Origin of the sequence: Paenibacillus sp. JMULE4, from assembly GCF_013337105.1 — a bacterium.
GTDB classification, from domain to species: Bacteria; Bacillota; Bacilli; order Paenibacillales; family NBRC-103111; genus Paenibacillus_G; species Paenibacillus_G naphthalenovorans.
Window position 1 is genome coordinate 134,636 of the sequence record NZ_SGWF01000015.1, and the last position, 12,422, is coordinate 147,057.

Consider the following 12,422-nt stretch of genomic DNA (forward strand, 5'->3'; position numbering starts at 1 on the left):
TGTGACCTCCTCACAAGATGATGCGGCGTGTTTCCAGTTCCATCTCGGCCGGTTTGTTGCGGAACAACCGGGCCAGCACGAACAGGCACACGATACCCAGCACGGCATACAAGCCGGCAAATAGCCAAAATGCAACGCTAACGTGAGCGTTCGTGGTCGCCGCATCGGATACGCGCATATATCCCCGCATGATCCATGGCTGTCTTCCAACCTCCGCATAAAACCATCCGAGTTCGATGGCAAGCAAGGATAGCGGACCTCCAGCTAAAATGCCGACCAGTATCCAGCGATTGTAAGCATTCCTCCGTTTCAGCCATAACAGCGCAAGAAAAAGGACGGGAACGGCCAGCAAATAAAATCCGATTCCGACCATGGCATCAAACAAATAATGGACATAGAGCGGAGGCCATTCGTCTTTTGGAAATTCATTTAAACCGACAACCAGGCCGTCAGGATGGTGGGTTGCGAGCAGACTGAGCGCCCAAGGGATTTCAATGGCCCCGGTCACCTCTTGCGTTGCCGGGTTCAATCGGCCTCCGATGATCAGGGGAGCTCTGCTGCCGCTCTCAAAATGCCACTCGGCAGCAGCGAGCTTCTCCGGCTGCTCCGCGGCCAGAAACCGGGCGGAGATGTCCCCGATTCCAATCGTTACGACGGCCAGGATAAGGCCGGCAGTCATATTCAGGCGAATCGATTTGCGGTAATAATCGTCCTTTCGTCCCCTGAGCATGGCGAAGGCGGCAATCATGGCCAAAAGAAAAGCGGCGGTTAGGTAAGCGGATGACAATACGTGCGCCACCTTTGACGGAGCGGCTGGATTGAACATGGCTGCCAGCGGATCAATGTTCGTCAACTTCCCGTTTTCAAAGGTGAATCCTTGCGGCGTATTCATAAACGCATTGACGGTCGTAATAAACAGCGCGGAACCGGATGAACCGATGATGATCGGAAGGGTGAGCAGCCAGTGTATATAAGGATTGGAGAATCGGTCCCAGGTGTAGAGATAGATGCCGAGAAATATCGCCTCGAAGAAAAACGCGAACGTCTCCATAAACAACGGCAAACCAATCACATTACCTGCCAATCTCATAAATTCCGGCCACAGCAAACTGAGCTGAAGACCAATGCATGTCCCGGTGACGACACCGACGGCCACCGTGATCACAAAGCCCCGGGCCCATCTTCGGGCCATGAGCGAATAATGTACGTCCTTCTTCCGAATACCTATCCATTCGGCCATGGAAATGAAAACCGGAACGCCCACCCCGACCGTCGCAAACAAAATATGAAAAGCCAGCGTCATTTCCGTTAAGCCGCGGCTCCAATCGACCGTTCCCACGTTGTATCCCCCCCAAGACTAAAGGCAATGGGCAAACTGAACCCGTACTCTGCTCATTTCATAATGGTTACTATACCCAAGGAAATCATTTGTATGCGGCGGAATCCGGTACAGAAAGGAACCTCATCCTCAACACAGCCCCTTGTTTTTTTCCCGCAGATCTGGTTATATCTATATTAGACCGGACGGTCAGTTTAATATCTGAGGTGAACGATATGCCGAGATCCACGGATCACGGAGAACAAACGAAGCGGAAAATCGCAAGCAGGGCCAAGGTCCTGTTCGAGCAGAAAGGATACGCCGCCACGACGATGGAAGAGATCCGGCATGTGTCGGAAACCAGCAAGGGCAGCATCTATTACCACTTCAAGAGCAAGGAGGCGTTGTTCCTTTATATTCTTGAACTGTCGATTCAGGAATGGCTCGACAAGTGGCGGGAGCTGGAGGCGCCGCTCGCGACGGCCACAGAGAAACTGTACCGATTGGCCGAGCATTACGCCGACGATTTCCAAAATCCGCTGCTGAAGGCTGCCGAGGAATTCTCGGGCAGCGAAGGCGGAGACCCGGAGATCAAAGCGAAGCTGATCGAGATTACGCGGATGCATTATCCGGTATTCCAACAGCTGCTGGAAGAGGGGATCCGGAGCGGGGAATTCAAGCCGGCTCCGCTGGAAGACCTGACGTTTATCCTGTTCGGCCTGCTTGGCGGAATCAGCGTCGCTTATTACGAATATGAGCCCGAACGGCTTTGCGCGTTATACCGGACTGCGGTTGACGTCCTGCTGAAGGGAATAGAGAACCGCTAATTTTTCTTACCCTTTCATTAGACCGGACGGTCAGTTTAATCTGTTCAGGCAAGGGAGAGATAAAAATGCCAACTTTATTTCAGAACCGCGTGTTCCGCATCGTCGCGCTTGCCGATCTGATGCAGCAGCTTGCGATCTGGGTGCGCAATATCGCACTGCTCTTCTATGTCATGGAACAAACGAACAATGATCCCGTGGCGGTATCGCTGCTTACGGTATTCGAGTATGCGCCGATCTTCCTGTTCTCGTTCATCGGGGGCGCCTTCGCCGACCGGTGGAATCCGAAGCGAACCATAATCGCCGGCGATCTGCTAAGTGCACTATCGGTAGCGGCCATTTTATTGTTCGTGCTCGCGGGCTCCTGGCAGGCCGTATTCGCGGCAACGATCGTGTCGGCCATCGTCAGCCAATTCTCCCAACCCTCTTCGGCCATCATGTTCAAACGGCATGTGCCGGAGGAACTGGTGGGGGCGGCGATCGGCATTACCCAAAGTCTCATGTCGCTGTTCATCATCGTCGGGCCGATCATCGGCACGCTCCTCTATTCGCTGCTGGGCATCACGAATTCGCTTGTCATACTGATCTGTCTGTTCCTCGCGGCCGCCGCGCTCCAGCTCGCGCTTCCGCCTTCCCCGCGTAATCCGGAGCGCCGGACCGTACCGATCCTGGAGGACATCAAGGAGGGGATCCGCTATGTCCGCGGCAGCCGTAATCTGGTCGTCATTGCACTGATGTTTGCCTGCATCGGGCTCGGCTCGGGCATTATCCAGCCGCTGGACATCTACATCGTAACGGAACGGCTGGGACTGGATAAAGAGAACATCCAGTGGTTCTATGCGCTATCCGGTGCGGGAATGCTGATCGGCGGCGCGGCTGCGGCGGTCGGCGGCACGAAGCTGAACCCGCGGGGCGTTGCGTTTACCGGGATCGCGTTTCTGTCGCTGTCGATCGTGATCGAAGCCTTATCCGTGTGGGTGCCGCTCACCGCAGCGATGCGCTTCCTGGTCGGCGTCATGATGGCGTTCATGCAAACTGTTCTCGGTGCGCTCATGATAAAAATGGTGGAGGAAGCCTACATCGGACGCGTGAACGGAGCGATTACGCCGCTGCTCATGGCAGGCATAGTGGCCGGTTCGGCGATGGCAGGATTCCTGATGAAGACTTATACCCTCGTCCCTGTATACTGCCTGTCCGCGGGTATCATCTTGATCGCGGCATTCGTCAGTCTGGGGCTGCGGTTCGAGACTGCAGCAAACTCAGCGGAACACCCCCCGGCATGATGAGAGATAAAAGTTTAAACAGAGAAAAGAGACCGCGGAGACAAGCGGAGTCAAGCTGCCCGCGGTCTTTGTCAGATGAAGGAAATAGGATCGGATATAGATGAATTGGCGGGATTCAGTGCGATGCCCGTCACCCCCGCTCAGCGAGTGTCCGGCTGCGTGCGCTACACAATGCCCAGTCGCATCCGGTAACAGAATAAAACCGGCCGTTCTTCGTCGGCAAACGCCTGCGCCACCAGCTCGCGGAATGCGGCAACCTCCGCATGCAGCTCGTCCGCGCCCAGCTTTAAAGCGGTTTGCAGGCCGCCCAGGCTAAAGGCGATATTCGCGTAGCGGGCGGCATCGCACATTTCCCAATGATGAAAGACGATTTCCCTGGAATATCGGAATAAGCCCGACTCGCGAATGCGCTGCAGATGCTCATTTTTGTTCCATTTGCGCGCTTGCTGCTCATCCGGCGCCAACTCCGCCATACGTGCATCGCCCAGGGCAGCGAGCCTCAAGTACTGCTCTTCGATCTTCCAGTCGAACGCCGGGGGCCAGTCGCAATCGTAAGCGGCGAACACACCGCCCGGACGGAGCACGCGGGCGAACTCGCGGAGTGTGCTTTGCGGTTCCATCCAATGAAACGATTGCGAGCAGGTGACGATGTCGGCGGATGCTGAAGGCAATGCCAATTGATGGGAAAATCCCTTGACAAATTGCAGCTTGTCCGGTTTGCCAATCGCTTCCCATTTGGCCAAAGCTACCGCTCGCATATCGTCGCCCGGTTCAATGCCGATGACGCGCTCCGCCTCATTCAACCATAAAAAAGTAGAAAGGCCTGTGCCGCAGCCCACGTCCACTACCGTTTGCGGCTTGCGGCGCAAGTACGTGGTCACCAGCTTGACGACCTCTTGGGGGGCCGTGGGCCGATTCTCATCGTAGAGCGTGCCGTATCCGGTAAAACGCTGCACATTATTCATGCGTATGTGTTCAATCATAGCGTCCATTCACTCCTTTTTCCATATGTCCGAACGGCAAACGCCGCAGCTCTGACGATGCGTTTCTCGGGGGGAAACGCGGGGTTTGGCGGGACTATGTTTTCTATCATTATATGATTTCATCAACGGTATATCCAATGAGCTGCTCTTGTACGTTTATCGAGTGCCGGATTGTTATTGTCCTTTACTACTTAGTTCGTTAAATAAGCTAACGGACTGGCCCTATAAAAAAGAGCCTCCAGTGTGGAGGCTCAAAATGTCCGTTTTTGTATGGGATTGCCCTAAGCCCTGCTGGGGAGCGCGGCTTAAGCGCTTGTTTCGTAAATTTCTTTCAACCGGCTCCAGGTGAGCTGCTCGGTGGAGGCGACCACCGTATCCGCAATGGCCAGCGTCTCGGGATGGCCGACGCCGACGGATACCATATTCGCCGCATTCACAGCTTCAAGGCCCGAGAAGGCGTCCTCGATGCCGATGCAGTTCTTCGGCCGCACCCCGAGCGCCTCGGCGGCTTTCAGGAATACTTCGGGATCAGGCTTGCCGCGTTCCAATGCCCCGGCATCGACGATGTGGTCGAAATAATCCGTGATGGCCAGAGCTTGCAGGATGGTCTGCGCGTTCCGGCTTGCCGAAGCGACCGCCATCTTGATCCCGTTGCTCTTCAATTCCGCAAGCAGCCGAGGGATGCCCGGCAGCAGGTGCTCCGGCCGGATCGTGCGGATGAGCTCCTGGTACCGGCTGTTTTTGCGGGCCATGAACTGTTCCTTCTCCGTCTCGGAGAACGTGCGGTTCGCTTGCTGCAGGATCAGCTCGAGCGACGCTTTCCGGTCGACGCCCTTCAGCTTCTCGTTATACGTCCGGTCGAACGGAATGCCAAGCTCGTCGGCGAGCTCTTTCCAGGCTTGGTAGTGGAACTCCGCCGTATCGGTCAGCACACCGTCTAGATCGAAAATAACGGCTTCCAATTGCCGGTTAGGCAAGGAAACCTTCCGATCCACACGCACCGCTTTCCCCAAGTGGCGGATCGTCAGAGGGACGCCATCGACCAGCTCGTAGGTCGTTTGGTCTTTCCGGACGCTAATGGCCAGCACGCTTCCGCGGTACACCATGCGAAACGTGTAGCTTGGCCAATTCGGCGGAATGACCGGTTCAAAATACAGCTCTCCGTCATATTGTCTCATGCCGGCAAAACCGTTGACGATCATTAACCAGCTTCCGGCCATCGAAGCGGTATGAATACCGTCCTTCGCGTTCAAGTGGTAATCGTCCAGATCGACCCGCGCCGTCTGCATGAAGTAATCGTACGCTTCGTCCACATACCCGAGCTCAGCACCCACAATGCCGTGAATGCAAGCGGACAGCGACGAATCGTGTGTCGTTAACGGCTCGTAGTACTTGTAATTCCGCTGCTTCTCCCAAGTCGTGAACCGGTTCCCCTGGAGGAACAAGGCCATCACCAGGTCGGCCTGCTTCAGCACCTGGTGCCGGTTGATCACGAGCGCATGATAATGCAGCATTAATGGATAGTTTTCTTTCGGCGTACCTGCGAAATCCCATTTCGCTTTGGTCAGGAAGGTATCGTCCTGCCCGATCAGCCCCTTGTCCCGGTGCACGTACATATGCTCGGCGGCCTTGGCCCAGCCTTCCACTTCTTCTTCCGTGAGCCCCATCGCCTGCTGTAGTTGGGTCCAGCGTTCCGGCTGCTGCGCACGCAGTTCCGCCGCTACCTTCACGGCATATTCCAGTTGGTCCTTCACCATAACATTGGTGTACGTGTTATTGTCAATGACGGTCGTGTATTCATCCGGGCCGGTTACGCCGTTGATGCAGAAGCCGCGTCCTTCGATCCAATCGCCCGCATCCGCAAAGAAGCGCGACGTTTCGAACAGCATTTCGGCCCCTTCGTGATATAAAAATTCCAAGTCGCCGGTCGCTTCCACATACTTCTTGAGCGCATAGGCGATGTCCGCATTAATATGATACTGGGCGGTGCTTGCCGCATAGTAGGCCGATGTCTCCTCGCCGTCGATGGTGCGCCAAGCGTAAAGCGCTCCGGCCTGGGACATTTCCGCGGCGCGATCTTTGGCCTTCGGCAATATATGATGCCGGTAGCGCAGCAGCTGCTTGGCGATGTCCGGCTTCGTGTACAGGAAGAACGGCAGGATATACGTCTCGGTATCCCAGAAGTAATGGCCGTCATAGCCTTCGCCGGTGATCCCCTTCGCGCCGATATTCGTCCTGCCGTCGCGGCCTACCGACTGCAGCAGGTGGAAAGCGTTGAAGCGAAGCGCCTGCTGCAGCGCCTCGTCGCCTTCTACGAGGATATCGGCCGTTTTCCAGAACGCATCCAAAACCTCGCGGTGCGCTTGGGCGATCGCGTCGAATTTGGCCTTCTTGGCATCCTCCAGTTCCCGGGTCGCCTTCTCCAGCAGCTCCGCTTCCGGGTAATCCTTGGAGGAATAGTACGTGATATACTTTTCCAGCACGACCGTCTCGTTGGCCTCCGCCGCCACGCGGAACCGCTTCTCCAGCCGCTGCCCTTCCAGCCGGGTATCCAGCCGGTACGGATGGCTCAATTGATGCTCAACACCGCAAACAAGCGAGAACTTCGTCATCTGCGTTTGCTGCAGCAGAGCCGCGAACGTATGGTTCTCATACGATTCCTTCGTCTGCAGCACTTGTCCGCCGAAGGCCGAGCCGGCACGCGGGTCCCCGGAGGCGATCTGGTTCGTCACCTCCCCGTTGATCGCCGAAACGAGCAGAAGCTCCCCGGAAAAATTAAGCGGCGTCACTTCATAGCGGATCACCGCGAGATGCTTATTCGTGAAGGAAGCGAACCGTTCCGTCCGAATCCGGACGCGTTTGCCGGCGGCGGTTTCCCATACGACCGTACGGGTCATCGTGCCCTTGCGCATATCCAGTTTACGTTCATACTGCTCATGCTTGCCTGTAAACAGGCTGAATTTTTGTCCGTCCACATAAAGCTCGATGATTTTGCCGTCCGTCACGTTCAGCATGGTCTGATGGTATTTCGCAAAGCCGTACTGGCGCCCCTTGCTGTAAGCGATCGGAGAGGAATCATAAAATCCGTTCAAGTAGGTGCCGTGAAGCGAGGTCCCCTTCGGACCGTCGTAGCCCTCCTCGAAGTTGCCTCTCATGCCGATATATCCGTTGCCGACGGCAAACACCGTCTCGTCCCGTTGATTCGTCTCCGTATCGAAAGAGCTTTCCGTGATCGTCCACGGCTCGTAAGGATAAATGATATGACCTGTTCGCATCGGTTTCTCGCTGTCTCCTCTATGTTCTTCTTTAGTCTAACAGGACTCCGTCCTGGCGAAGCTGCTGCTGCAGATCCTTCACATTCAATTCATGCGGACTGACGCCCCGCTTCACCGCCATACCGGCTGCGGTTCCGGCCGCCTGCCCCGTGGCCATGCAGCTTGGGGAAAGACGCGTCGTCGCCAGCGCTTCATGCGAAGTGGAGATGCAGCGGCCTCCCGCAAGCAAATTCGAAACCCCTTTGGCCAGCAGGCAGCGGTAAGGAATATCATAAGCGCCGTCGCCGGCGATCCAGGCCGCGGTGACGCCTTTGTTCTTCGGATCGTGGATATCGATTGGATAGCCGCTGCGGGCAATGCAGTCCTCGAACCGGCGGCCTTCCGTCACATCCGAGATTTGCAGGCTGTACACGCCGTCCAGACGCCGCGTCTCGCGAATCCCGATCTGCGCGCCGACCTGCGAGATCGATGCTTTCTCAAACCCCGGAAGATGCTTTACCATAAAATCGGCTACCATCAGCACTTGCTTGCGGCCGAGCTCCTCCGCTTCCGTCAAATCCTCCACGCGGGTTCCGTCCAGCCCCTGCACACGCGTCGTATTGACCAGCACCTCGTCTTCGCCCGGGCCGGTAAAGAAGAGAACCTGATCCCGGTTGATCGGCAGCGCCGCTTCCTTCCAGTGCTTGTAGAAGCCTTGAACTGCCGTCAGCGGCAGCTGATCCAGCTCATCGATCGGCGTTTTCTTGTAAAACTCCTCCGGATGCTCAATCATGTATTGCTTTACCTTGGCCAAATCGACGCCGCGCATACGGAACTTCATCGTCATCGGCTGGGTGAGCTGATCCTCATCCCGGCCTTTCAGAATCGGCGCGCCAGCCAGATAAGCGACATCCGCGTCCCCGCTCGTGTCGATGAACATTTTCGCTTTCACATCGATCTTGCCGGACTTTGTGGTCAGCCGAACCGATTCGATCCGATCATTCTTCACCGTCACGTCGTCCACAAAGCTGTGAAGCAGCACCTTCACGCCGGCCTCGCGAAGCATATCCAGTACAAGCACCTTATAGATTTCCGGATCATACGGGGTAATCGTGCTGACGAACCCGCACGTATCCCGAACGTGCCCCGGAGAGGCGTTCAGTGCCATCAACCGGTCGATGATTTCCTGAGCGATCCCGGCGATGACCTGCTTTCCGTCCATTGTATGATAGGTCATCCAGGGATACACGAGCGCGATCGTCGACATCCCTCCCAAAAATCCGTATCTCTCGATGATCATCGTCCGCGCTCCGCTGCGTCCGGCTGCAATGGCCGCGTTGATTCCTGCCGGCCCTCCGCCGACGACGACAATATCCGTTTCGATCGTTTGCATTGAAAAACAGCTCCTTTTCGTATGCCTTATCCTTTAATTCCCGTGCTGGCGATCCCTTCGATAAACCATTTCTGAAAAATCGACACAATGGCGATCAGCGGCAGCAGCGCGGAAACGGAGGCGGCCATAATTAAGGTATAGTTCGTACTGTTCTCGTCCACGTAGTTCGTGAGCGCGAGCGGGATCGTGTACAGGTGGTTGTCCCTAAGAAAAATAAGCGGATTCTCGTACTCGTTCCAGTGCCAAGTGAACGTAAGGATCAGCAGGGTCACCAGAGCGGGTTTGGTCAGCGGCAGCGAAATTTGCCAGAACATACGCCAGTAGCCGGCGCCGTCCACCTTCGCAGCCTCCAGCAATTCATTGGGCAGCGTGCTGAAAAATTGGCGCATGATGAATGTGCCCAGTACCGTGAACATGCCCGGCAGAATCAGCGACATGTGCGTATTGAGCATGCCCAGCTTATCGAACAGGATAAACCGCGGCACCAGCAAAATCTGGCTGGGAATAATCATCGTAGCCAGGTAAAGGACGAACAACAAATCACGTCCTTTAAATCTCAGCTTGGCGAAGGCAAACCCGGCGAGCGCGCTTGTAATAAGGCATCCCCCTACCGTGAGCGCGGTAATTTTGATGGAGTTCCAATAGTAGAGCAGGAACGGGTATTTGCCGAACCAAACCTCCTTATAGTTGTCGAGCACGAATCGTTCCGGAATCCAATCGATCGGGTACTTAAACATATCGGCCGGCAGCTTGAAGGAAGATGAGATCATCCACAGAAAAGGCGTGATCATGATCACGGCCAGCGCCGTGAAGACCACCGTCATGACCAGCTTCAGGCCGACCTCTCTCATTTTTAATGTCGTATTCATGGGATGTGCGCTCCTTTACCGGTTAATGGAAGTGGTTAGAACTGATCTTGCCATTTTTTCTGTTCCCGCCATTGCAATATGGTGATCACGAAGATAATCAGGAACAAGACCCAGGACATGGCGGCGGCGTAGCCCATTTCGTAATACTGGAAGGCCTGGATGTAAATATAATAGGCGAGCACCATCGTCGAATTCAGCGGCCCCCCCTTGGTCATCACGGCCACGGCGGCGAATACCTGGAAGGTAGAGATAATCAGCGTCACGGCGATCAGGAAGCTCGTGGGCTTCAGCATCGGAACCGTGATTTTGAAGAAGCTTTTCATGCCCGTAGCCCCGTCGATCGAAGCCGCTTCGTACAAATCCTTGGGCACTCCTTGAAGGCCGGCCATGTAGAGCACCATCGTATAGCCCGTGTACGTCCATACGACCATGATGATGATCGCCGGCAGCGCCCAATCGGGACTGGCGAGCCAGCCGGGCAAGTTCTCGATGCCTAGCGAACGAAGCGTTCCGTTAATCGGCCCGTTCGTCGGGTTGTACATCACGCTCCAGACGATCGAGATCGCTACGATACTGCTGACATAAGGAAGGAAGAACAAAACGCGGAGGAAATTTTTCAAATAGACGAATTTGTTCAGAATGACCGCAATCACAAGACCGATGGCCATCGCCGAAGGTACCGTCACCGCAGTAAAGATGAAGTTATTTTTCAGTGACTGCAGGAAATACTCGTCGGTCATCAGCTTTTTGAAGTGAGCCAAGCCGACCCATTCGATCCCCGAGAAGCCCATCATGTAATCCCAATCGATAAAGACCATGACCAGACTGAACAAAAGCGGAAACACGACAAATAAAAAGACCCCTAGAAAATTGGGCAGGATGAACAGATAGCCCGCCAAATTCTCCTTGAGTTTTTGTTGGTTAAATCTACTTTTCACATGAAGTCACCCTCTTTTCTTGATGCTCTCATTGTAAGTGACCCCGCCGCCGGACAGAATGGCGAAAGCTTTGCACTTTAAGGGTGATTCTTGGTTCGCATCATGACAAAAAACGCCCCTATCCTAAGATAGAGGCGTTCATCGGCGCGCCCACGGGGCGCAGCCTTATTTTTTCTCCGATTGAATGGCCTTGTCGGCGCGGGTTTTCAGGGCTTCCATCGTTTTGTTAATGTCCTGCACATTCATGAAGTACTTTTCGGATTCTTCGCGGAGAATCGTGTTCAGCTGCGGGAATGCAACCGAGTTGAACCGCGTAGCAAAGGTCAGGTCGCCCTTGATCAGTGCCGTCAACGATTCTTTATCAATAATTTTCTCATCCTGTCCGATAATCAGCTCAGTGATTTTGTTAAAATCCGCTTTCTTGTTGGTCGGAATGCGTCCGCCGGCAACCATATCCATATTGCCTTCCTGCAGGTACCAGGCCATGAACTTGAACGCTGCCTCCTTGTTGGCGCTGTTCTTGTTGATGGACATAAAATCGTTCACACCGCCGTTGTTGACATTCGTTCCCTTCTCAAACTGCGGAGTAGGCGCGAAGGCTACCGCGAAGTCGCGCGGATATTTGGCCGTGTCCTTGATCGTGCGGAGCATGTACGTGCCGCCGTAAACCATTGCGGCTTTGCCCGTCAGAAGCTCATTTGCCGGATCGAGCTTGTTCGCTACGCCTTCCGCCCAAGATACCATGGCTCCCTGGTCATACAACAGTTTCTGCAGCTCCAAGCCTTTTTTCACTGCCGGATGGTTGAAGTTGGACATACCGTCCGCCGTATAGAAAGCATCCTTCGGCTGTACCGTCGCAAGCGCAAATTTGCTGATAAACAGGTCGGAGCCCGGCGTGATGAAGCTGCCCTTCATTCCGTCCTTAGTCAGCTTTTGAGCCAGCGCTACGTACTCGTCCCAGGTCCACTCGACAGGGACCTTGACACCGGCTTCATCCAGAGCCTTCTTATTGATGACGATCATGTCGATAATTTTGTTAGCCGGCAAATAGTGGATTTGATCCTTAAATTTCTGGATGTTCTCCATGCCGATGATCTCTTCGACATTGAAGCCTTCTTTTTGGATCAGCTCGTCAAGCGGAGCTGTCATGCCCGCATTCAGACGGCGGTTCAGGTTGGCCTCCCCGTAGCTGATGAAAATGTCCGGTGCGTCGGATTGCGTCATCAACGCCGTATCCAGCTTCGTATTGCCGGAATCGTCATTGACGTAACGAACATATTCCATTTGAATATCCGGATGGCTTTGGTTCCACTTGTCAATAACGGCTTTCGGACCGTTCTCTTCCGGAACGGCGCCCCACATGCGCAGTTTCACTGCTTTCTTCTCGCTGTCTGCGCCGCTGTTTGCTTGCGTATCGGGTTGGCTTGCGCAACCGCTAACAATTAAGGACGCGGACATGACAACGGCAGCCGTACCCATAACCCATTTTTTCATAGCTTGATTACCCCTCCATGGTGTATGCTTTAGCTTTCGACCTCAGCTTAACAAAGATGGACCTGC

The 12,422-nt window shown here is 54.8% G+C and carries 9 protein-coding genes; 2 read left to right on the forward strand and 7 right to left on the reverse strand.

Features of this window, described 5'->3' with window-relative positions:
• Positions 1 to 10 precede the first annotated feature (10 nt).
• Entirely contained in the window at positions 11 to 1,339 is a 1,329-nt protein-coding gene (locus EXW96_RS16785) for a cytochrome ubiquinol oxidase subunit I (RefSeq protein ID WP_074729459.1), read from the reverse strand.
• Positions 1,340 to 1,554: 215 nt separating this feature from the next.
• On the opposite strand from EXW96_RS16785, the gene EXW96_RS16790 reads away from it, so the two are divergent.
• Both EXW96_RS16790 and EXW96_RS16795 read left to right on the forward strand, forming a co-directional pair.
• Positions 1,555 to 2,145: a TetR/AcrR family transcriptional regulator gene (locus EXW96_RS16790; RefSeq protein WP_054818650.1), complete on the forward strand. Its 591-nt coding sequence runs from the start codon at positions 1,555 to 1,557 to the stop codon at positions 2,143 to 2,145.
• Between the two features lie 65 nt (positions 2,146 to 2,210).
• Positions 2,211 to 3,425: an MFS transporter gene (locus EXW96_RS16795; protein WP_174350996.1), complete on the forward strand. Its 1,215-nt coding sequence runs from the start codon at positions 2,211 to 2,213 to the stop codon at positions 3,423 to 3,425.
• Between the two features lie 164 nt (positions 3,426 to 3,589).
• On the opposite strand, the gene EXW96_RS16800 is transcribed toward EXW96_RS16795, so the two are convergent.
• The 6 genes from EXW96_RS16800 to EXW96_RS16825 form a co-directional block, all read right to left on the reverse strand.
• On the reverse strand, positions 3,590 to 4,408 hold the full coding sequence (locus tag EXW96_RS16800) for a class I SAM-dependent methyltransferase (protein WP_137671037.1): 819 nt from the start codon (positions 4,406 to 4,408) through the stop codon (positions 3,590 to 3,592).
• Positions 4,409 to 4,713: 305 nt separating this feature from the next.
• Complete coding sequence (gene pgmB / locus EXW96_RS16805; RefSeq protein WP_174350997.1) at positions 4,714 to 7,683, reverse strand: beta-phosphoglucomutase; 2,970 nt, start codon at positions 7,681 to 7,683, stop codon at positions 4,714 to 4,716.
• 31 nt (positions 7,684 to 7,714) lie between these two features.
• Entirely contained in the window at positions 7,715 to 9,055 is a 1,341-nt protein-coding gene (locus tag EXW96_RS16810; protein WP_062410438.1) for an FAD-dependent oxidoreductase, read from the reverse strand.
• A gap of 26 nt (positions 9,056 to 9,081) precedes the next feature.
• Positions 9,082 to 9,924: a carbohydrate ABC transporter permease gene (locus EXW96_RS16815; protein ID WP_249929669.1), complete on the reverse strand. Its 843-nt coding sequence runs from the start codon at positions 9,922 to 9,924 to the stop codon at positions 9,082 to 9,084.
• Between the two features lie 35 nt (positions 9,925 to 9,959).
• A complete protein-coding gene (locus EXW96_RS16820; protein WP_054818617.1) occupies positions 9,960 to 10,862 on the reverse strand; it encodes a carbohydrate ABC transporter permease in 903 nt (300 codons plus the stop codon).
• Between the two features lie 165 nt (positions 10,863 to 11,027).
• Positions 11,028 to 12,356, reverse strand: coding sequence for an ABC transporter substrate-binding protein (locus tag EXW96_RS16825; protein ID WP_062410436.1), 1,329 nt, complete (start codon positions 12,354 to 12,356; stop codon positions 11,028 to 11,030).
• Positions 12,357 to 12,422: the final 66 nt, after the last annotated feature.